21 protein-coding genes are annotated in these 21431 nt (G+C 37.3%); 4 read left to right on the forward strand and 17 right to left on the reverse strand.

Annotated elements, in window-relative coordinates; translation table 11 throughout:
• Nucleotides 1-12: 12 nt before the first annotated feature.
• From SPK86_RS12990 to SPK86_RS13005, 4 genes are all read right to left on the reverse strand, one after another.
• Nucleotides 13-1233 (reverse strand): dipeptidase, encoded by a 1221-nt coding sequence (locus SPK86_RS12990; RefSeq protein ID WP_284141516.1) that lies wholly within the window; start codon nt 1231-1233, stop codon nt 13-15.
• A 78-nt stretch (nt 1234-1311) separates the two neighbouring features.
• Nucleotides 1312-2313, reverse strand: a complete 1002-nt coding sequence (locus SPK86_RS12995; RefSeq protein ID WP_284141517.1) for an ABC transporter ATP-binding protein — start codon at nt 2311-2313, stop codon at nt 1312-1314.
• A gap of 40 nt (nt 2314-2353) precedes the next feature.
• Entirely contained in the window at nt 2354-3346 is a 993-nt protein-coding gene (locus SPK86_RS13000) for an ABC transporter ATP-binding protein (RefSeq protein ID WP_330949556.1), read from the reverse strand.
• Nucleotides 3347-3474: 128 nt separating this feature from the next.
• On the reverse strand, nt 3475-4017 hold the full coding sequence (locus tag SPK86_RS13005; RefSeq protein WP_330949557.1) for a helix-turn-helix domain-containing protein: 543 nt from the start codon (nt 4015-4017) through the stop codon (nt 3475-3477).
• Between the two features lie 346 nt (nt 4018-4363).
• Between SPK86_RS13005 and SPK86_RS13010 the strand changes: the two genes are divergently transcribed.
• Nucleotides 4364-4894 (forward strand): GNAT family N-acetyltransferase, encoded by a 531-nt coding sequence (locus tag SPK86_RS13010; RefSeq protein ID WP_330949558.1) that lies wholly within the window; start codon nt 4364-4366, stop codon nt 4892-4894.
• A 277-nt stretch (nt 4895-5171) separates the two neighbouring features.
• Here SPK86_RS13010 and pabB read toward each other — a convergent pair whose 3' ends face one another.
• The 6 genes from pabB to groES form a co-directional block, all read right to left on the reverse strand.
• Nucleotides 5172-6923, reverse strand: a complete 1752-nt coding sequence (gene pabB, locus SPK86_RS13015) for an aminodeoxychorismate synthase component I (protein ID WP_330949559.1) — start codon at nt 6921-6923, stop codon at nt 5172-5174.
• A 20-nt stretch (nt 6924-6943) separates the two neighbouring features.
• On the reverse strand, nt 6944-7510 hold the full coding sequence (locus SPK86_RS13020; protein ID WP_330949560.1) for an anthranilate synthase component II: 567 nt from the start codon (nt 7508-7510) through the stop codon (nt 6944-6946).
• A gap of 257 nt (nt 7511-7767) precedes the next feature.
• Nucleotides 7768-8580 carry a DUF899 domain-containing protein gene (locus SPK86_RS13025; RefSeq protein WP_284141523.1) on the reverse strand — a complete coding sequence of 271 codons (813 nt, stop codon included), beginning with the start codon at nt 8578-8580 and terminating at the stop codon, nt 7768-7770.
• Nucleotides 8581-8776: 196 nt separating this feature from the next.
• Nucleotides 8777-9907 (reverse strand): DNA polymerase III subunit beta, encoded by a 1131-nt coding sequence (gene dnaN / locus SPK86_RS13030; protein ID WP_330949561.1) that lies wholly within the window; start codon nt 9905-9907, stop codon nt 8777-8779.
• A 401-nt stretch (nt 9908-10308) separates the two neighbouring features.
• The gene (groL, locus tag SPK86_RS13035; protein WP_284141525.1) at nt 10309-11943 is read right to left on the reverse strand and encodes a chaperonin GroEL; all 1635 of its coding nucleotides are present in this window, start codon (nt 11941-11943) and stop codon (nt 10309-10311) included.
• A 51-nt stretch (nt 11944-11994) separates the two neighbouring features.
• Nucleotides 11995-12297 (reverse strand): co-chaperone GroES, encoded by a 303-nt coding sequence (gene groES / locus SPK86_RS13040; RefSeq protein WP_284141538.1) that lies wholly within the window; start codon nt 12295-12297, stop codon nt 11995-11997.
• A 329-nt stretch (nt 12298-12626) separates the two neighbouring features.
• Here groES and SPK86_RS13045 point away from each other — a divergent pair, with 329 nt between their 5' ends.
• Nucleotides 12627-13367: a CPBP family intramembrane glutamic endopeptidase gene (locus SPK86_RS13045; RefSeq protein WP_330949562.1), complete on the forward strand. Its 741-nt coding sequence runs from the start codon at nt 12627-12629 to the stop codon at nt 13365-13367.
• Nucleotides 13368-13371: 4 nt separating this feature from the next.
• Nucleotides 13372-13572, forward strand: a complete 201-nt coding sequence (locus SPK86_RS13050; protein ID WP_284141527.1) for a YdiK family protein — start codon at nt 13372-13374, stop codon at nt 13570-13572.
• A gap of 340 nt (nt 13573-13912) precedes the next feature.
• On the opposite strand, the gene SPK86_RS13055 is transcribed toward SPK86_RS13050, so the two are convergent.
• Nucleotides 13913-14560 (reverse strand): redox-sensing transcriptional repressor Rex, encoded by a 648-nt coding sequence (locus SPK86_RS13055; protein ID WP_284141528.1) that lies wholly within the window; start codon nt 14558-14560, stop codon nt 13913-13915.
• Between the two features lie 2 nt (nt 14561-14562).
• A complete protein-coding gene (gene moaC / locus SPK86_RS13060) occupies nt 14563-15057 on the reverse strand; it encodes a cyclic pyranopterin monophosphate synthase MoaC (protein WP_284141529.1) in 495 nt (164 codons plus the stop codon).
• A 252-nt stretch (nt 15058-15309) separates the two neighbouring features.
• Here moaC and SPK86_RS13065 point away from each other — a divergent pair, with 252 nt between their 5' ends.
• Complete coding sequence (locus SPK86_RS13065) at nt 15310-17232, forward strand: ABC-F family ATP-binding cassette domain-containing protein (protein ID WP_284141530.1); 1923 nt, start codon at nt 15310-15312, stop codon at nt 17230-17232.
• A gap of 324 nt (nt 17233-17556) precedes the next feature.
• Here SPK86_RS13065 and tsaD read toward each other — a convergent pair whose 3' ends face one another.
• Genes tsaD through thiL form a run of 5 tightly spaced genes read right to left on the reverse strand, consistent with a single transcriptional unit; the run spans nt 17557 to nt 21170 of the window.
• The gene (gene tsaD, locus SPK86_RS13070) at nt 17557-18567 is read right to left on the reverse strand and encodes a tRNA (adenosine(37)-N6)-threonylcarbamoyltransferase complex transferase subunit TsaD (RefSeq protein WP_284141531.1); all 1011 of its coding nucleotides are present in this window, start codon (nt 18565-18567) and stop codon (nt 17557-17559) included.
• Nucleotides 18567-19013 (reverse strand): ribosomal protein S18-alanine N-acetyltransferase, encoded by a 447-nt coding sequence (gene rimI / locus SPK86_RS13075; RefSeq protein WP_284141532.1) that lies wholly within the window; start codon nt 19011-19013, stop codon nt 18567-18569. Before rimI ends, tsaD begins: the two co-directional genes overlap by 1 nt.
• Nucleotides 19006-19713, reverse strand: coding sequence for a tRNA (adenosine(37)-N6)-threonylcarbamoyltransferase complex dimerization subunit type 1 TsaB (gene tsaB / locus SPK86_RS13080; RefSeq protein WP_330949564.1), 708 nt, complete (start codon nt 19711-19713; stop codon nt 19006-19008). Before tsaB ends, rimI begins: the two co-directional genes overlap by 8 nt.
• Before the next feature lie 21 nt (nt 19714-19734).
• Nucleotides 19735-20190 (reverse strand): tRNA (adenosine(37)-N6)-threonylcarbamoyltransferase complex ATPase subunit type 1 TsaE, encoded by a 456-nt coding sequence (tsaE, locus tag SPK86_RS13085; RefSeq protein ID WP_330949565.1) that lies wholly within the window; start codon nt 20188-20190, stop codon nt 19735-19737.
• Between the two features lie 8 nt (nt 20191-20198).
• Entirely contained in the window at nt 20199-21170 is a 972-nt protein-coding gene (thiL, locus tag SPK86_RS13090; protein ID WP_330949566.1) for a thiamine-phosphate kinase, read from the reverse strand.
• Nucleotides 21171-21431: the final 261 nt, after the last annotated feature.

The raw sequence follows: 21431 nt of genomic DNA on the forward strand, positions 1-21431 counted from the left end.
AATCATTTTAGATTATTTTACCCACGTATCCTTCAATACGCGCATAATATTGCCTCCCATTACTTTTCGAATTGCTTCTCTACTATAACCGTGCTTTACCAACCAACGTACAACATTTAAATATGCCTCAGCCGGATTTTCTAATCCCTTTACATATTCTACTTCATCAAAGTCCACCCCTGCATGTGACGATCCGATAGATAGAGCAGAAGCAAAGGCATGATGCAAACCTACATGATCACCAAACAATGTATCTAGTCCAAATGCAACGTGATCAATCCCAACGAGATTCGCTACATATTCGAAATGTTCCATTACTGATTCAATAGAATGTTCACGATGCTTTTCAGTCAATGTGGTATGAGGTGCAGCTTCTATACCAATAACACCGCCTTTTTCAGCACATGCTATTAATACATCATCAGGCATTAAACGGTTAATGTTCCATAAAGCTCTGGCACCAACGTGGGTCATAAAAATCGGTTTCGTGCTAGCAGCAATAACATCTCTAGCAGTTTGATCGCCACAGTGAGAAACATCGATTGTCATGCCTAGCTTATTCATGCGCTCTACCACACGATGACCAAAGGTTGTAAGTCCACCATCATTTTTTTCCTTTAATCCCGATCCAAGTGAATTTGCTTCTGAGTAAGCAATTCCCATCACTCGAACACCTAGACCGTATAATACATCTACTCGATCAATTTCATTTTCAATCTGTGTTGCAGATTCTAAAGAGGTTACAAAGGCAATTTTATTCTCCTTCTTTGCACGATAGATATCTTCCACTGTTTCCGCACGTATTACCATATCCTGATGCGCAAAATCACTATAACGAATACCTAAGTCGTGGATAACATCTGTCCATTTCCAGCCTGCACTCGAAGTTATAAATGCTGTACCATCCATATAATTTTCAAATACAACATCTAATCCAGACATACTTAAACCTTCATAGCCTGTCCAATCTCTTCCTTGCCTTCTAAACTCCATTATTTCATCTAGGTTTTCAGGTGTTACAAATGTGTGTTCATGTAAAGAGATGATTAACTCATCGTTTATAATCTTTTGTACTTCGTCCTCCTCTGCATCACTAATTGGATAAACATATGGTTCGACACGATTTAATTCTTTTGCTAATTTATATTGTTTAAAATCTTTATTTTCCTCTAAATACTGAAATGATTTATACCCATTGTAGTTTTTTATATTTTCTTTATTTATTTTCACCATATCTATAAACTCCCTTTAATGGTATTTATTGAGTACCCAACAAATATTATGTTATGATAATTGAAGAAAGTAAGCGCTTCATACGAGTGGATAATGACATGCTACTGATCGACTGTTCGATAAAGCTACAAGCTCTGGGGTCTCATTTTTACAGCGATCCGTTGCAAACGGACACCTAGTATGAAACCTGCATCCACTTGGTGGATTCGAAGGAGATGGAATTTCTCCTTTTAGTATTACTTTCTCTTTTGTTGACCTTGGATTAGGAGTGGGATTAGTTGAGATTAATGCAGATGTATAAGGGTGTGCAGGCCGCTTATACAACTCCTCGACTTCTCCTACTTCAACCAAATTACCTAAATACATCACTCCTACTCGATCAGAAATATGACGAACAATATTTAGACCATGCGCAATAAATAAGTACGTCAATCCAAGCTTCTGCTGTAAATCCTTAAGCAGGTTAACCACTTGTGCTTGAACGGAAACATCCAATGCTGAGACTGCTTCATCTGCTAAAATAAATTTAGGGTTCAAAGCAATTGCTCTAGCAATTCCTATCCGCTGTCGCTGTCCACCAGAAAATTCATGGGGATAATGATTCATTCTAGTAGGGTCTAGACCAACTAACTCCATTAATTCTACAATTCTATTATGCTTTTCTACTCCTTCTGCTATTTTATTAATTTCCAAAGGCTCTCCGATAATGTCACTAATTTTCATTCGTGGATTTAATGAACTAAATGGATCTTGATAGATAACTTGCATTTCTTTTCGTATATTCCGCATTTTTTTTGGTTTTATAGAAGTTATATCCACACCATCAAATGAAATAGAACCACTCGTTAAATCATAGAGTCGTAGCAGCACTCTTCCTAAGGTAGATTTACCAGATCCAGATTCTCCAACTAATGAAAATGTCTCACCTTTATATATTTTTAGTGATACATCATCTACAGCTTTTACAAACTTTTGATTGCGAGATAGCAACCCCTCTTTTATTGGAAAATATTTTTTCACATTTCTTCCTTCTAACAATACCTCCCTATTATTCATTTGGTTTATTGGTAAATTTTCCATTTTATTTTACCTCCCTTCATTCATGTGCTATATAATAAAATCATTGCTCTACCTTATCGTTAATTACTCGTTCAAAATTCCAGCATGCAACTTTTCGATTATTTCCTACAACTAAGTCTGGCTCACTTTTTTTGCATTGTTCTGTTGCATACTCACAACGTGGGTGAAAGCGGCATCCTGCTGGAAGCTGACTTAAGCTAGGAATATTTCCTTTAATGGAATATAATCGCTCTTCACGGGGCCCAGACTCATTTGGAATAGATTGCAATAGACCTTTCGTATATGGGTGTGTGGGTTCATCAAAGATTTGATAAACCGTTCCTTGTTCTACAATTTTTCCAGCATACATGACTACAATGCGATCTGCCACCTCTGCAGCTACTCCCATATCATGGGTAATTAGAACAATAGACATATGAACCTTATTTTTTAAGTCATTTAATAATGTTAGTATTTGCGATTCGATCGTCACATCTAAAGCAGTCGTTGGTTCATCAGCTATTAATAACTTTGGATTACAGGCTAGTGCTATCGCAATCATCACTCTTTGTCGCATTCCACCAGACAATTCATGTGGATACTGTTTCATTCGAACGTTAACATCATTTATACCAACTAGTGCTAGTAGTTCACAGGCTTGCTCCCACGCTACTTTTTTAGGAACATGCTTATGACTAACAATACTTTCAATTAATTGTTTTCCAATCGTAAATACAGGATTTAATGCAGTCATCGGTTCCTGAAAGATAATTGAAATATCATTTCCTCGTACATGCCTCATCTGTTCCTGTGACATTTCAACTAAATTTTGGTCATTAAACAGGATTTCTCCATTAGCGATCTTTCCATTTTCGTATTCCAATAGACGCATAATAGAAAGACTTGTTACACTTTTTCCACTTCCAGATTCCCCCACAATACAAACTGTTTCACCAGGGTATACTTCGAATGAAATGTTATCAATCGCTCGAATAAAACCCTTTTCTTTTTGGAAATCTACACTCAAATTTTCCACTCGCAATAGTTCCTTCATATAATCACCTCCTTTAAAGAGCTAGTTTTTTAAAGTAAAGCTTCAATTAGTGAGGGTTTTCTTTCATCCCCACTTTCCTGCCTCATAGGACAAATAGAAGACTTACTGTCAGTTACATGCAGGAGAAGTCAGAACACAACAGGTGTAATCACTCCTAATAAATGCGTTTCTTCATCTAATAAATTTTCTCCATAGTGCTCTAAATGGGAAGGAAAATGAATGGAATCTCCTTCAAAAATATGATACTCATTATCGTCAACGATAAATTTTGCAGCCCCCTTTAATACGTAATAAAATTCTTCACCGGCAAATTTGAAAGTGTTTTTTTTCTTTTGATTCGGATCCAATATCAGAATATAAGGTGCTAAGACTCTTTTATCAAAATTCCCACCAAGATTAGCATATAAAGTATCTAGCCCATTCACCTGAAACACCTGCTGTTGATCATGTCTTGTTACATAAGAATAATCCTTTCTATCATCGAAAAATTCTGAAATGTTAATTTCAAAAGCATCTGCAATTTTTTTTAATGAGCTTAAAGCAAGATTCGAGGTACCTCTTTCTACTTGTGATAAAAAACTAATTGATAAGTCTGTTGCTTCACTTAAATCCTTGAGTGTCATACCAAGTTGTTTACGTATTTTTTTAATTTTCTCGTAAACCTCTTTCATAAGAAAACCTCCTCATTATTGAGAGATAACATTTATTTAATTTGATTCCACCCTGTATTGATGTGAGCAAAAATTCAAAATAAAATAAATTATAGTATTACTAAATTTTTATAATTATAGCATAATTTCTGCCGAAGTCTATTGTTTTTTCTAATTTATCTAAAAATAAATTTTATTCTTACATTATTTGTATAAAAAAACCCTTTAATTACATAAAAACTGGAAGTATATATACTTCCTCAATAAAAATCTGTATAATCAAACCTATCGATAATCTGAAGGGAATGAACTATGCGCAGATATCAATATTTATCACTCATATTCTAATTAAACGGAGGAATAAGTATTGATTACACAATTTTTCACTGAAAGATTACACGTAAGAAAAATAACTACGAAAGATTCGGAAGAACTTTTCCGAATATGGTCAGATCCAGATGTAACCCGATTTATGAATATTAGTAACTTCACTAACGAACAACAAGCAGCCGATATGATTTATTTTCTGAACCAGTTATATGAAAAGAATGAAGCGGTGCGTTATTCAATTATTGAATTATCAACGAACAAAATTATTGGTTCATGTGGATTTAATTCTCTAAATAAGGAACATGATAGAACAGAGATCGGATACGAGCTTGCCAAAGCATCATGGGGTAAAGGCTATGCCACGGAAGCTATCTCGAAATTAATAGATATCGCATTTCAGGAAATGAACTTGAATCGGATAGAAGCTAAAATTGATGCAAAAAATAAAAATTCGATCCGATTAATGGAAAGACTCCATTTCACTTATGAAGGAACGCTTCGTCAATATGAAAAAAACGATGGCAAATATGCTGATATACAACTATTTTCAAGACTGAAATCCGATTAAGATCCAAAAACCAGTTGTTTACAAATGTAAGCAACTGGTTTTCATCTCGTTATATATTTAAATTTGTTTTCTCTGCTTTCTATGGTTATTGCTGGTAATCTTCTTCAGACACTAATGGGATGGCTCTAATAAACAGCGCAACCGCTATGCGATGACCATAATAAGCGCTCTAGCAAGAAAAGTAGTAAAGAAATGTTTAAGGAGAAGAAAGGTTGATTGCATCGTAAAACAAAGAAGCTCCCACTTCAAGCATACTTTTTCGCATAATTCGCTACCTTTACACAAGATTAATTTTTACCCAGCCTCTTAAACTATTGATTAACCATATTTCTTCAAAGTCTTTTATGTTTTCTTTTAATAATTTTCTTTCCTTAACCTTCCCCGTACGAATTAAATGCTCTCTTAATGTGCCTGGTAACAGACCAGATTCTATTGGTGGTGTCCAATATTCCTGTTCCCATTTAACGACTAAATTCCCTATCGTAAACTCTGTTAGCTCCAGTTCTTCATTCCATAAAAGTATTTCATCCTGTCTTCCTTCTTTATGCTTTTCATACAATGCACGATTGGTAGTCTTGTGGTATAAAAATTTATTATCTTTCAAGATCGGGCTACTCGCTAATCTTGCCTTTCGGTGACTGTTGTTGCCATCAAACGGACTTGATTTAATCCTACAATTACCTTGCAAATCTACAAAGAGATTTACCTTCGTAATCTGATCTTTGGGAAGGGTCTCAGCATGTTCAGTTAACTTCTTTTTAATATCCTCACCATGAAATGGAATATTAAAATATTGCGCAGACTTGTAGATTCGCTCAAGATGATTTTCAATTAAGTAAAACGTGTTATGCTCGTACCTAATTGTTTCCATCAATTCAAAAGAAGGAATTTTTTCGTATAATACAGCAGACTTAGCGATCGCTTCTTTATATTCACCATCACTAGTTGATTCCCAAGTGATGCCCCCTCCAACGCCGTAATATGCCTTATTAATTTGCGTATCTACCATAAGCGTTCTAATTGCTACATTAAAAACAGCTTGTTTTTTGGGAGTAATGTAACCAATACTACCGCAATAAATCTCTCTAGGTGTTGCTTCTAGCTCATTAATTATTGCCATCGTGCTTACTTTAGGTGCCCCCGTTATCGAGCCACATGGAAATAATGCTTGAAAAATTTCTGTAAAGCTTATGTTATCAACTAGATCAGCAGTAACCGTCGATGTTAGTTGATATACGGTTGGATATTGCTCTACTTCAAATAGTTTCGGAACCTGAACAGTTCCTGTTTTAGCAATCTTCGATAAATCGTTTCTTAATAAATCAACAATCATAAGGTTCTCGGCCTTGTCTTTTTCGGAATGAACTAATACATTCCGGTTAGCAATATCCTCTTCAAACCATCTCCCCCGTTTTATCGTTCCTTTCATTGGTTTAGTGGAGATTTTCCCGTTATCAATTTCAAAGAACAGTTCTGGAGAAACAGATAAGATTCGGAAACGTCCCAGGTCTAAGTAAGCACTGTATTTTGCATCCTGTGCTTTCAGTAATTGTTCATAATAACGAGCATCATCAAAAGTGTCATCCGTTGATAATCTTACCGTGTAATTCACTTGATATGTATCCCCATCAGATATATGTTTTTTAATCGCATCAACCTTCTTTTTGTAATCTTTTTCACTTTCGTTCATTTCCCAGTTTAAGTTGATATCCGTATCATCATGCAGCTGGTTATTTTGGAAAGGGATTTTTACGGGCTCCTTATAAATTCCAAAATACACGAAAGGCATTAAATTATTTTCTTTTGTTATCAAACTATCATCTAATCCTTTACCCGCTTCATAGGATATATATCCAGCAGCATACCAGCCAGCATGAATATATGTATCAATTTCCTGCATAGCTTTGAGTACTTCGCTAGGCTTATATGCAGCCACGATTTTTTCCGGTTTCTCAAATAACAACCTTTCTCTATTTTGTTTTGCAGCAAAGTCAAATATCATTCTATTATTTTGTTCATCCATAATCATAAAGTCTATTCCTTCCTAAATTAATAATGTTCCAAGAAATTTTGTAAAATTTTATCGCCGTATTCAGTCAAGATGGATTCTGGATGAAACTGCACACCTTCAATCGGATAAGATTTATGTCTTATCGCCATAATTTCCCCGTCATCAGATGTTGATGTCACCTCAAGCTCTGGTGGAATTGAACGCGGATCAATTACTAATGAATGATATCTCGTAACCGAAAACGGATCTGGTATTCCAGAAAAAATAGTTTTTTGATTATGAAAGATCATAGATTGTCTACCATGTTTCGGTTGCTTGGCTTTAACAATTTCCGCACCAAAAAACTGACCAATTGCTTGATGTCCCAAACATATGCCTAATATAGGGATTTTCCCTTTAAAATAATTAATCGTTTCTAGGCTGATATCAGCGTCATTAGGCGCATGTGGTCCAGGTGAAATAACAATATGACTTGGATTTCGCTCTTCTATTTCACTAATAGAAATGTGATCATTTTTCCAAACTTCAACCTCCACCTCTAGCTTCTTAAAGTATTGTTCTATATTAAAAGTAAATGAATCATAATTATCTACAATTAGCAGCATGTACTTCCATCCCTCATTGATTTTATTCGACTTATTATACTTGAACCCTTGTTTTTATTCGTTTAAGAAAACTGTTTTATATTCACATCATTTTATCATACATATTATTTTCAAGGGATTTATCTTGTCATAAAGTGAATCCTTTATTCTGGATAAAAAGAGAGCAATTACGAATGCTGGTTGAAAGTAGAATATGAGGTTCAGAACATATAAAAAGAGCAAATTTCTATTCCAGAAAAGCGCTCACTTCTTCATGCTTAATTATCGTTCTTTTTTGGATGGCAACAAGAATCTGAGTCCAAAGAATGTTCATATTCATCATGCCGACGAAGCCAAGTCTTGCCGTTTCCATCACTACGTCCAGGTGGTTGTTCCCAATCCTCTTGCCTACCAAGTGCTGTTAAATCAAGGTAATTGAACATGCCGATTATTAGGTCAGTTCCGCGGGCGTATGTTGTATACGTGTGATAAATGCTTTCACCATCTCGAAGGAATGTACTTACTCCCGGAACCTCCATTGACTTTACGGAATCAAGGGGTACACCTTTCTGAATAAGCTCCTCCTTGGTTAAGTAGTTGTATTCAATTGGAACAACAGATTCATCTAGTGTAGCATGGAAGTCATAATTAAAGTCGCTATTAAAAGAGGAGTACCAAGGAATATTCCAACCCATACGTTCCTTGTACCGTTGAAGTTTAGACAGTGGAGCCCGGGATATCAGAGCCAATGATGTGTTTCGTGCATGAAAATGAGCAAGATGACCGATGTTATCCGCAGCAAGTGAGCAGGCTGGACAACCTTCTTCCCAATCAGGATCAAACATAAAGTGATGCACAATAAGTTGCGGACGCCCTTCAAATAGATCAAGCAAACGCGTTTTTCCCTGCGGACCATCGAAGACATAATCCTTATTGACTTCTACCATTGGAAGGCGACGGCGCTCTGCATTCAGCGCATCTCGTGCTTTAGTAAACTCCTTTTCTTTGAGTAGCAGTTCCTTGCGAGCCACAAGCCATTCATCACGTGAGACGACATCAGGTAATTGCAGACGATTTTGCTCTTCCTTCATATACACATCTCCCTCTTTTCTTTTTTAGAATAACACCTATACACTTCTTCTCGATTGCAAGCATCATTTCCTTTTATTTTTTCCTTACTTTCTTAATAATTGTATTTCTTATCTCTAGAAAGCTTCAAAAAAATATATTTATAAAAATTAAAAGAAATGAATCGTATCATCAAATTCCAAAGATAATTTTACTTATTTAATATGTCCTAACAGGGGAAATAAGTTGTAAATGAGAGTCATTTCCGATTGGTTCAATTAAAATTGGCCTAATTGAACCATTAAAACATAAATTCACTTCATTTTCCTTTATTATTTTTAAGGCTTCCATCATAAAATTCCCATCAAGAGTTACATTTAACTCTTCGTCTCCTGATATATTTTTAATGTATTGTTTTTCTCTAATTTCTCCCATTTCTGACGACATTGAGGAAATTATGATTTTGGAGGTGTCGTCTATTTGAAAATTAATATTGTTGTTTCTCCATTCATTTGCAAAAACACTAGCTCTGTCAATACCTTCTAACAATTGCTTAGTATCCAATGTAACAATTGTACTTGGTTGTTGAGAAAACAATCCTGAAATACTAGGATAATTTCCCTCAATTAGTCTTGAATAGAAAGAGATGTTTTCTGACTTAAAAACAATATTTGTTTTTGTGGCAAATATATCAATTTCAGTAGTATAACTACCGAATAACTTTAACAGTTCATTTAATGATGAACTGGGAACAATAAAAGATCCAATTAAATCCGATTTAATTTTAAGTCTTTTCAAGGATAATCTATGTGAGTTTGTTGCGATACAAGTAAGAAGTTCTTTTTGGAAAGAAAAACTCACCCCGGTAAGTACAGGGTTTGTTTCATACTTAGAAGCAGCAAAAATGGTTTGCTTAATAATTCCTATCAAATCATTACTATTTATCGTAACTATATTATGTAAATCGATATTCGGAAGAGATGGGTATTCCGTAACATCAATGCCGTTCATTTTGGTAATAATTTCTTTAGATTTTATAGTCGCCAACTGATTTTCATCTACTTTAAAATGAATATCATTTGGTAATTTTTTAATTATCTCATTTAAATACTTAGCAGAAAGTACTATACTGCCTGTTTCAAGAATCTCTAATCTACTTAATCCATCATTCACTATAGAAATTGTTCTTTCTATAACAAAATCTGAATTACTTCCTGTAAGTGTTAAACTATCAGGTTTTGCATCTATTTTCATTCCTGTTAATATGGGTATAGTAGTTTTGGACGACACTGCATTGCGAACCTCTAATACAGCCTTTTTAAAATAGTCATTATTTATTTTGAACTCCATAAAATCCCCCTTCTTTATTTCATCGTCTTAATACAATGTATAACAACAACATTTAACATGTTTATTCTTGTTCAAGTAATCTTCCCCTTTTATAAGAACATTTGTTCACAAACTCTACTTTATTTTAACATAAACATTCATTATTACTTGTAAATTCTGAAAAAAGTAGTCAGTTGATATTTCTTCATCGGAAATGCACCTAAAATTACATATCAATTTGAAGTATTGGTCTTGCCTCAAACATGTTGACAGCTTAGTTACTTTTCCAAGCAAGAAATAAAAAAAGAAGCCTCTCAAAAGTTCAGTGAACTTATGAGAAGCCTCATTTAAATTCCTCAATGTTAGTATTTAACTCTCATCTTACTTACAAACCCACTCATATCAAGGGTTGGAACGGATTATTACATCATGCCGCCCATTCCGCCCATGCCACCCATATCCGGCATGCCAGCGCCACCAGCATTTTCTTCTGGTAGGTCAGCTACAACTGCTTCTGTAGTTAGGAACATTGCCGCTACAGATGCTGCGTTTTGTAGTGCAGAACGTGTAACTTTTGTTGGGTCTACAATTCCAGTATCGATCATGTTTACCCACTCACCAGTAGCTGCGTTGAAACCAACACCTACTTTTTCACGCTTCAAGCGATCAACAACGATAGAACCTTCTAGACCAGCATTGTATGCGATTTGGCGAACTGGCTCTTCAAGTGCACGTAGAACGATGCTTGCACCAGTTGCTTCGTCTCCTTCTAGTGCTAGGTCTGCTACTTTGTTATATACGTTTACAAGCGCAGTACCACCACCAGATACAATACCTTCCTCAACAGCTGCACGAGTTGCGTTTAATGCATCCTCGATGCGTAGCTTACGTTCTTTTAATTCTGTTTCTGTTGCAGCTCCAACCTTGATAACTGCTACACCGCCAGCTAGCTTAGCTAGACGCTCTTGAAGCTTTTCTTTATCGAATTCAGAAGTTGTTTCTTCTGCTTGTGCACGGATTTGTGCAACACGGGAAGAAATTGCTTCTGGATTTCCAGCACCTTCTACAATTGTAGTGTGCTCTTTTGTAACAACAACTTTAGAAGCGCGTCCAAGCTGTTCAATTGTAGCGCTCTTTAGCTCTAGTCCAAGATCTTCTGTAATTACTTCGCCACCAGTTAATGTAGCAATATCTTCTAGCATTGCTTTACGACGATCACCAAATCCTGGCGCTTTTACTGCAACAGCGTTGAATGTTCCGCGAAGCTTGTTAACAACTAATGTTGCTAGTGCTTCCCCTTCTACATCCTCTGCAATAAGAAGTAATGGCTTACCTTGTTGAACTACTTGCTCAAGCACTGGTAGTACTTCTTGAATGTTGCTGATTTTCTTATCGGTAATTAAAATGTATGGATCTTCAAGAATTGCTTCCATCTTATCTTGGTCTGTAACCATGTATGGAGAAGCATATCCACGATCGAATTGCATTCCTTCTACAACTTCTAGCTCTGTAGAGAAGCCTTTTGATTCTTCAATTGTAATAACACCATCATTACCTACGCGTTCCATTGCTTCTGCAATGAGGTTACCTACTTCTTTATCATCAGAAGAAATAGCCGCTACTTGTGCAATAGAATCTTTGCCTTCAATTGGCTTGGAAATTGCTTTTAATTCATTAACAGCAGTTTCTACCGCTTTTTCAATTCCACGACGAATGCCAACTGGATTTGCTCCAGATGTCACGTTTTTCAAGCCTTCTTGAATCAAAGCCTGTGCTAGTACTGTTGCAGTTGTTGTACCGTCACCTGCAACATCGTTTGTTTTTGATGCAACCTCAGATACAAGCTGTGCACCCATATTTTCAAAACGATCTTCTAATTCAATTTCCTTTGCAATTGTAACACCATCATTTGTAATTAATGGGGAACCGAATTTTTTATCAAGAACAACGTTACGTCCTTTTGGTCCCAAGGTTACTTTAACTGCATCAGCCAATTTATCTACCCCGCGTAGCATTGCACGACGAGCGTCTTCACTAAATTTAATTTCTTTAGCCATGTTAAAATGCCCTCCTTAAAATCAAACCGAATATTTTTTATGTTGAATGGATTAGCCAACAATCGCTAAAACGTCATTTTCACGCAGAATTAAGTATTCTTTGCCTTGGTATTTCACTTCTGTTCCAGCAAATTTGGAGAAAATAATATGATCTCCTTCTTTTACTTCAAGTGCTACTTTTTCGCCACTTTCCAACACGCGTCCAGCACCAACTGCAACAACCTTACCTTCTTGTGGTTTTTCTTTTGCAGAATCCGGCAATACGATACCGCTTGCTGTTTTTTCTTCTTGCTCAACGAGTTCGATCACAACACGATCTCCTAGTGGTTTAATCATGTAGACAACCTCCTTAATTCTTTTTAAGTTATTTTTTATTCATTAGCACTCACCTACATAGAGTGCTAACACCAATTATTATAATAAATAATTCCGAAAAAAATTGCAAGCGTTGACGATTACATTTTTCGCTTTTTTTAATAAATCGAATCAGTCTTCCTATTATAACAGGGATCGAAATTATGTTAAAATACGTAAGAGTAACATTTGATGCGTTGCTAAATCGTTTGCAACCATGCTACCCATTGCTGCTTTGATGTCAGCTGCGATTTATGTAATGTACTTACATGAACCATACAGTCATAACATAGATATACTTAAAATGCATTTAAAGGAGACGTTCTATTTTGACGAAACGATATTGGTGGGTTATTATCACCTACATTCTTATGCAACTATCTGCACCAATTATTTTGTTCCTGGTTAGTCTTGTTCAACCAGATCTTATTCAAACAGCTCTGACAGAAGAACAGCTTGCAACCCTGTTAACCTATTGGACAATCGGAAGCTTTGTGCTTACGTTAGTAATTGTCTTGTTCTTAATGCGTCCAGATATGCGGATGACACAAACAAGGGACCGCGCTCCACTTGGAAACCTTATCCTTTGGTCTGTCTTAGGACTCTTTATGGCATATTTTGCGCAAGGAATCGCCGCCATGCTCGAGATGCAAATTTTCGGGATAAATCCTGGCTCTGAAAATACACAAATGATTATGGACATTGCGCGTGCCATTCCTATATTTATGATTGTACCAGCTATAATAGCACCAATTTTAGAAGAGATTATTTTCCGAAAAATTATTTTTGGTACGATCTATAAGCGAACGAACTTTGTCATTGCTGCGCTAATGTCTGCGTTTATTTTTGGGATTATCCATGGCGAGCCTGAGCATCTATTAATTTATGCTTCCATGGGCTTTGTATTCGCTTTTCTATATGTCAAAACAAAACGAATTCTTGTTCCAATCTTCGTCCACATGGCATTAAACACGATCACCGTGTTAGTTCAATATTCATTTACACCTGAGGACATCGAAAAGATGCAGGAGCAATTAAATCAGCTACAAATGATTTTTATTGGAGGCTAAAATCATGCGGATATCACCGAAAACATCTGCGATTATCTATTTATTAATGGCCATTTTTTTCATCTATGTCGCTATAATAAGCGCTGAGGAAACAATATGGAACTTCACAACGATGCTATTTGCCATCTTTGCCACACTTGATTTAGGCATGGCAATCCGATTATTGAAACTTCATTTCCAATTAAAGCATCAAAAAAAGGAGTAGCGACACGCTACTCCTTTTTCTATTATCGCAAACCGATTAAAGAACGAATTAATTTTTTCCAATTAAGCCGAGCGTAATACGGCAACCCTTTAAACTAGATTAAAGAATCTAGCTAGCTGTTGAAATGGGTGAGACTCCTTCGGGAACAGCAACAGGGGAACGCAGACTAAAATCGCTACGTCCTGTAGCAACGTCTGCGCTAGTACGTCCTGTACGTCGAAAAATCCACTCGGAAAAGCGTATTATTTTTCCGAGTTAGTTGAGGCCGCGCCCGAGGAAAGCGAACCCATTTTCAAACTGCGTTGATTCAGATCCTAATTTTTTTCTCAACATGCTTCTATTATTCCTTCTCGTCTGCTAGCTTTAAAGGATAGTGCTTTAAGAAATAAACCAATGCTTGTAATTCCACTGCCAAATCAATATGATGTACCCGAATATTATCTGGTACTGTAATTCGAGCAGGGGTAAAGTTCAAGATTCCTTTAATACCCAAAGCTATTAAACGCTCTGTTACGCCGTCCGCCTCAGCAGCTGGAATCGTTAAAATGGCAACCCGTACTCCTGTGAGTCGCTGCTCCATTTCATCAATATGATAAATTGGAACACCGCCAATATCCTGTCCAATTTTTTCATTATCCGCATCAAAGGCCATCACAATTTTTGTATTATTGTTTTTCAGGAAATTATAATGTAAGAAAGCGGTTCCTAAATTACCCACCCCGATTAGTGCAACCTCGGTAAGTTCATCTTGATCCAAGGTTTTACGAAAAAATCCAAGCAAATACTCTACATTATAGCCATAGCCTTTTTTACCTAAGGCACCAAAGTAAGAAAAGTCCCTTCGTATCGTCGCTGAATCAACTTTTACCGCTTCACTTAATTCTTTTGAGGATACGCGTGTTTTCCCCTGATGCTGTAAATTGTTCAAAAATCGATAATATAATGGTAAACGTTTCGCTGTAGCTTGTGGGATTTTACTTTGATCCATAATTATTCCTCCTTGGCCGATCGCTTATAGTCACCGGATTTTCCACCTTTTTTCTCCATTAGATAGGTTTCTCCAATCACCATTCCTTTATCGATCGCCTTACACATGTCATATATTGTAAGCGCAGTGGCAGAAGCTGCCGTTAATGCTTCCATTTCCACGCCGGTACTGCCCTTTGTTTTCACAAAAGCTTCAATGACGAGCTCGTAGTTGTTGTCTAACGTATTCCATTGAAAAGAAATGTCAATCCCTTTTAATTGTAATGGATGACACATCGGAATCCAGTCCGATGTTTTTTTTGCAGCCATAATGCCCGCAACTTGCGCTACAGCTAAAACATCCCCTTTTTGAACCGTTTTCGCAGTAATTCGCTCGTATATTTCTCTTGAGACGTGGACACTAGTTCTTGCCAGCGCAACCCGCTCGGTTTCCTGCTTATGACTAATATCGACCATCCGTGCTCTACCTTGGGCATTAAAATGGGTGAAATCTGACATATACTCAACTCCTCTAAAAGAGATAGAAAGCGTTCCAAATTCATCCCCACGTATTATAACAAAAATAAGTAAAACAATATACTTTCTCCACCTTGGAAGCAGCGATAATCTCATTATTTATATTTATTTCAGTAATCGAATGATCCTGCCTCTATTCTAGCAGAAAACCCTATAAAAGTCGTGATTTATTTCACAATAGTATTGCCTGTCCGTTTCAATATGCGATACACTGATAATATTGAGGTGAGACGTATGATAATTATGCAATTAAACGGGATTGGTAAATCCTATGGCGCAGAAGAAATCATTCATAATATAAAGCTTGAAATAAAGGATCAGGACCGTATTGCCATTGTCGGCCGAAATGGTGCAGGGAAATCAACCTTACTCAAAATTATGGCTGGTGAAGAAACCTATGATGAAGGAGAATTGTTTAAACCGAAGGAGCTTACCATTGGTTACTTGTCCCAGCATACTGGTTTAGAGTCCAATCAATCCATTTGGGATGAAATGCAGGCTGTATTTGCATCGTTAATCGCGCAAGAAAAGGAGTTACGCTTATTAGAACAAAAGATGGCAGACGCTTCTTCACACACACCTGAAGCGTACGAGAAAATTCTCCAGGAATATGACCGGTTACAGCATGCCTTTTCAGAAAACGGTGGATATAGCTATGAAGCCGACATCAAAGCCGTTCTAACAGGGCTTCATTTTCAAAACTATGATTATGAAACACCAATTAGCGAGCTTAGTGGCGGTCAGAAAACAAGATTAGCCTTAGGTAAATTACTGTTACTAAAGCCTGCGCTGCTTATTTTAGACGAGCCAACGAACCACTTAGACATTGATACATTAGCTTGGCTAGAAAGCTATCTCTCTGCTTATCCTGGCGCAGTAGTGATTGTCTCTCACGATCGCTATTTCTTAGATAAGACTGTGTCTATCGTTTATGAAATATCACGCCATCGCATGAAGCGTTATAAAGGGAGCTACACGAAATATTTAGAGCAAAAAGCACTCGATTATGAACAGGATCTAAAGGAATTTGAAAAGCAGCAAACGGAAATTAAAAAGATGGAAGATTTTATCCAACGCAATATCGTTCGTGCATCAACTACAAAACGTGCACAAAGCAGAAGAAAGCAATTAGAGAAAATGGACGTAATGGACCGACCATTAGGAGATGAATCTTCTGCTTCCATCTCTTTTCAAGTAAACAAACGAAGCGGAAACGATGTTGTTCAAATAAAGCAACTCGCTTTTCAATATGAAGAGGATGCCGCACCTCTTTTTCAAGGTGTTGACTTACAGCTACAACGTGGTGACCGAGTAGCCATTGTTGGTCCGAATGGTGTTGGCAAAACAACGCTTCTAAAAACCATACTTGGTAAGCTAAAGCCTATTCAAGGAACGATTCAACTTGGAACAAATGTGGAAATCGGCTTTTATGATCAGGAGCAAGCGAATCTCAACTCCAACAAAACCGTTTTACAGGAGCTTTGGGACGAGCATCCAACAATTAATGAAAAGGATATTCGCACCGTTTTAGGCAATTTCTTGTTTTCAGGAGATGATGTATTAAAGCCTGTTTATGCATTAAGTGGTGGAGAAAAGGCAAGACTTGCACTTGCAAAGCTGCGTATGAAAAAAGCAAATCTACTTATTTTAGATGAGCCGACCAACCATTTAGATTTAGATAGCAAGGAAGTATTAGAGGCAGCGCTAATTGACTTTCCGGGGACAATTATATTTGTTTCCCATGACCGCTATTTTATTAATACGATTGCTGATCAAATCGTTGAAATGGAGAAGGATGGCGTCACCCTTTATTTAGGGAACTATGATTACTATATCGAAAAAAAGCAGGAAGAATTAGAGTATGCACAATTAGAAAATGTGGAAACAAAGGAAACAGAAGTAGATACGAATAAGCGGACCTTTCAAGAGGAAAAAAAGCTACAAAGTGAACGTAGGAAAATAGAGCGGCAAATTGCCAAGCTCGAACAATCGATCGAGGAATTGGAACAAAAGCTACTTCTTTTAGAGGAGCAAATGGCTGACCCTGCTGTTTATCAGGACCATGAAAAAGCATTAGAACTGACGAAGGAAGCAAATGGTGTGAAACAGGAAATTGAACAACAAATGGAAGAATGGACTGCACTGCAAGAAGCGTAAAATAGGAAAATTTTCTTTTACTAATTAAAAATCCGAACTGATTCATCGCTACATGCGGAATCATCGTTCGGATTTTTTTGATCAATTATTTAAAGAAGGCTCCTTGGAATGAAATCTCACCCTTCTACGTTATTAATCAATATTATAAGTTATTCAGATAATCCACAGGTCTATCCACTGAAAAAAGGCTTTACATCAAGATATTAACAAAGTTATACACATTATCCACAGAAAATAATTGATTTATCCACTATTCTCTCCACAAAGTCAATGCTATTTCTATCCCGTTTTACCTTATTTACCCACACGGTTGTGGATAACTGTTTATCTTAATGGTAAAGACGGATTCGCATTTAAATCTAATCCTGCGCGTTTTCCTTGTTCAAAAGAAATCGTTCCTGCAGCTGCAATCATTGCCGCATTATCTGTACAAAGCTGTAATGGTGGAATAACTAATGGGATATCGGTTTCTGAAAATCTGTTAACTAATGCATTTCTTAATCCTTTATTAGCAGCGACACCTCCAGCAACGATAACCTGGTTCACTTGATATTTTTTGGCTGCCTGAAAGGTCTTTGTTGTCAGCACATCAATAACGCTTGCTTGAAAGCTTGCTGCAATATCTTCGTTCTTTAATGCTTCATCACGCTGCTTTGCATTGTGAATAAAGTTAATAACTGCTGACTTTAAGCCACTAAAACTAAAATCAAAGCTTCCCTCTTCTAACCAGGCCCGTGGGAAATCAATCGTTGCTTCACCTTGGGCAGCAAGGCGGTCTATTTGTGGACCACCGGGATATGGCAAGCCAAGCATTCTTGCTACTTTATCATATGCTTCCCCAGCTGCATCATCACGTGTTTCACCGATCACTTCATACTGACCATGCGCTTTCATAACGACAAGCTCGGTATGGCCACCTGAAACGATTAATGCGAGCAATGGAAATTGAAAATCAGCAACAAAACGATTGGCATAAATATGTCCTGCTATATGATGCACACCAATTAAAGGCTTTTGTTTGGCAAATGCTATTGCTTTCGCAGCATTCACACCGATCAACAATGCCCCAACTAACCCTGGCCCTTCTGTTACTGCAATGGCATCAATGTCATCCCAGCTTAGCTTGGATTGTTCTATCGCTTCTTCTAGAACGAGCGTAATTTGTTCTACATGGTGACGAGAAGCAATCTCTGGAACAACACCACCAAATCGTTTATGACTTTCAATTTGCGAAGCGACCACATTTGTAATAATTTCGCTTCCATTTTTAACGATTGCTACTGCTGTTTCATCACAGCTCGTTTCGATTCCTAAAATATACGTATCCTTTTTCATTATAAATTCACCCACATTACTACCGCATCCTCTTGATTATCGGAATAATAATTTTTACGTATGCCACCTGGTACAAGTCCAAATTTTTGATACATACGTTGTGCCACAATATTCGAAAGCCGGACTTCCAAAGAAAGCCTGGTGGCTCCTAACTGCATTGCTTGCTGAACAGTAAATTGAAATAACTTCTCTCCATACTTATTGCCACGATAAGCTGGTGAAATGGCGATATTCGTTATTTGTGCATCTTCAAATACGGACCATAAACCAGCATAACCAATAATTACATCGTCAATGATTGCCACAAAATAATGCGCGTGATCGTTTTTTACGATTTCTTGATAAAATATCTCTGGTGGCCATGGACTAGTAAACGAAGCTTCCTCTACTACTGCTACCTGGTCAATATCTGCTATTTCCATTTTTCGAATCGTTAGCTCAGCCATCCTGTCGATGTTCTCCTTGCGCTTTAAGCCAATTTGCCTCTGCCTCTGCAAGACGTAAATAATTCGGCTTTAGTGCATGCACCGTATCACCTGAAAGCTCTTTACCAGCATAAGCTAGATAAGCTGGACTAGTATGGTGGAAAGGCTCTTCGGGAATAATCGCTAAGTCTCCTAATTGCGCTAAAATAACCTCCTGATGCTTCTCCATATCAGGACTTAAAAATAAAACCGACTTCTGCAAAGCTTTTAATTTTTCTAGCCAATCTGTTAGTAAAATATTCCTGTCATCCAAGAGTGTTTGCATTTTTCCTGCACGCCACTCATATAAGCCTGTATAAACTAACCCACGGCGCGCATCAAAGAAAGGGGAAATAACAGACTGTGAAAACCTTCCCTGAAATGCTAAAGCCTGCAAACTAGAAACGCCGACTACGGGGATCTTTAATGCCCAGCCTAACGTTTTCGCAGTCGTTAATCCAATGCGAACACCAGTATATGAGCCTGGGCCTTGAGCAACGACAATCTTCTCTAATTGCTCTGGTGTAATTTGCACATCTTTCATCAATTGATCAACTGCGGGCATTAATCGCACCGAATGATTTTTCGCCATATTTGTGATGATTTGACCAATTAATTGGTCATCCTTTAAAATTGCTACACCTAACGCATTGTTCGATGTATCTATTGCAAGTATATACATTGATTGTAGCTCCTCACATCTTTATCCAATTAGTTCATTTACTATGACCTCAAAATGAAGCCCTTGTGGTTGGAATATCATCCGTCGACGATGCTCATCCACATGTTCTATTGTAATATTTAATCTTTCCTTAGGTAAGTAGTCTTCAATAAATTGCGCCCACTCTACTACCGTTATCCCATCACCGTAAAAATACTCTTCAAAGCCGATATCTTCCTCTGAATGCTCTAATCGATATACGTCCATATGGTATAGAGGAAGCTCACCAGCGTATTCTTTTATAATCGTGAAGGTTGGACTGTTTACCGTTTGTTTCACACCCAGTCCGCTTGCTAACCCTTTTGTAAAGGTCGTCTTACCTGCCCCTAAGTCCCCTTCCAATGTAAGCACATCTCCAGGTTTTAGCAACAAGGCCAGTCGTTCAGCAATTTGTAATGTTTCCTCTCTAGTTGCTACATTGATTTCAAACTTTTTCATGTTATCACCTACTTCAAATGAGTATACCCATCTTTTTTTAAACGATTTATCTGATTGTTTTTGCTATGTAAAAAAACATTTGCTGTTTCATGCGCGCTTGAGACGCAACCTATTTTAGTGACCAGCGTATTTGTTTTTTTCGCGGCTGCTTCAACGATTTTCCAATCCGATGGTGCCACCGCTCCAACTAATTCAAAATCCTCTCCACCGAAAAATTTCCACTTTTTTTGTTGGTCCTCGGAAAACTGATCGAAGGACGGATAAACAGGAATAGCGGATTCAAACAAGTGGATGTCTACCATGGAAGCTTCCGCAATTTCATTCGCCTCACTAGCTATTCCATCACTAATATCATTTAAAGCTACTCTTTTTATCGCATGAAGCTCCCTTGCAAAGGAAACTTGTGGAAAAGGAGTCCGATGACGTTGTATATAATAATTGGCATCTTTATATTTTTTTTGGGGATGCCCTATGATATGAAAACCTGCTTGCGAGTCACCTAAAGTCCCAGTTACAAAAACAATATCTCCTGTTTTAGCATCATTGCGATATCTCGCTTTGTCCTTTTCAACAAAACCAACTACCGTTATCGACAAAGTTAATTCCTTGCCAGAAACCGTATCTCCACCCATTAAATCCATTTGATAGTGTGTGGCAAGCTCTCTCATTCCAGCAAAAATAGCGGAAATATCAGCATTACTCCACGTTTTCGGAATTACGACAGAGACGAAATAAAAGGCAGGAACTGCTCCCATTGCAGCTAAATCACTTAAATTAGCAGCCAATGCTCGGTATCCAATATGTGTAGCGTTCATCGTATGCTTTGAAAAATGAACTCCATCCACAAAGGTATCTACGGATGTAACGATATCCATTCCGGCCTGTCGAAACACTGCTGCATCGTCTCCAATACCCTTAATCACCGAATTTTGTTTATAGCTTTTTGGTGTAATCGAGCGGATAAAGGAAAACTCGTCCATTTTTAAACACTCCTACTCATCTTTAACAATAAAGCAAATATAATTTCAGTATATCAGATTCATTCTAAGAATTATCATATAAACTCTTTTACTTTACTTACACTGTGCATCTATTAAAAAAGATCCATGTAACGAAAAAACACATGATGCCAAATGGCATCATGTGTTATATGTATAGTGGAAATGTAAAGTATAAATGGCGGTCCGGACGGGACTCGAACCCGCGACCTCCTGCGTGACAGGCAGGCATTCTAACCAACT

Source organism: Virgibacillus sp. MG-45 (assembly GCF_036409425.1).
Taxonomy (GTDB): domain Bacteria; phylum Bacillota; class Bacilli; order Bacillales; family Amphibacillaceae; genus LDC-1.

Coding starts and splice junctions, on each gene's coding strand:
- groL (WP_284141525.1), bottom strand. CDS start 11,943: ATGGCTAAAGAAATTAAATTTAGTGAAGACGCTCGTCGTGCAATGCTA.
- pabB (WP_330949559.1), bottom strand. CDS start 6,923: ATGATTATGGATGAACAAAATAATAGAATGATATTTGACTTTGCTGCA.
- SPK86_RS13005 (WP_330949557.1), bottom strand. CDS start 4,017: ATGAAAGAGGTTTACGAGAAAATTAAAAAAATACGTAAACAACTTGGT.
- moaC (WP_284141529.1), bottom strand. CDS start 15,057: ATGTCAGATTTCACCCATTTTAATGCCCAAGGTAGAGCACGGATGGTC.
- SPK86_RS13050 (WP_284141527.1), top strand. CDS start 13,372: ATGCGGATATCACCGAAAACATCTGCGATTATCTATTTATTAATGGCC.
- SPK86_RS13000 (WP_330949556.1), bottom strand. CDS start 3,346: ATGAAGGAACTATTGCGAGTGGAAAATTTGAGTGTAGATTTCCAAAAA.
- SPK86_RS13020 (WP_330949560.1), bottom strand. CDS start 7,510: ATGCTGCTAATTGTAGATAATTATGATTCATTTACTTTTAATATAGAA.
- SPK86_RS12990 (WP_284141516.1), bottom strand. CDS start 1,233: ATGGTGAAAATAAATAAAGAAAATATAAAAAACTACAATGGGTATAAA.
- tsaD (WP_284141531.1), bottom strand. CDS start 18,567: ATGAAAAAGGATACGTATATTTTAGGAATCGAAACGAGCTGTGATGAA.
- SPK86_RS13055 (WP_284141528.1), bottom strand. CDS start 14,560: ATGGATCAAAGTAAAATCCCACAAGCTACAGCGAAACGTTTACCATTA.
- tsaE (WP_330949565.1), bottom strand. CDS start 20,190: ATGAAAAAGTTTGAAATCAATGTAGCAACTAGAGAGGAAACATTACAA.
- SPK86_RS13065 (WP_284141530.1), top strand. CDS start 15,310: ATGATAATTATGCAATTAAACGGGATTGGTAAATCCTATGGCGCAGAA.
- rimI (WP_284141532.1), bottom strand. CDS start 19,013: ATGGCTGAGCTAACGATTCGAAAAATGGAAATAGCAGATATTGACCAG.
- SPK86_RS13025 (WP_284141523.1), bottom strand. CDS start 8,580: ATGAAGGAAGAGCAAAATCGTCTGCAATTACCTGATGTCGTCTCACGT.
- tsaB (WP_330949564.1), bottom strand. CDS start 19,713: ATGTATATACTTGCAATAGATACATCGAACAATGCGTTAGGTGTAGCA.
- dnaN (WP_330949561.1), bottom strand. CDS start 9,907: ATGGAGTTCAAAATAAATAATGACTATTTTAAAAAGGCTGTATTAGAG.
- thiL (WP_330949566.1), bottom strand. CDS start 21,170: ATGGACGAGTTTTCCTTTATCCGCTCGATTACACCAAAAAGCTATAAA.
- SPK86_RS12995 (WP_284141517.1), bottom strand. CDS start 2,313: ATGGAAAATTTACCAATAAACCAAATGAATAATAGGGAGGTATTGTTA.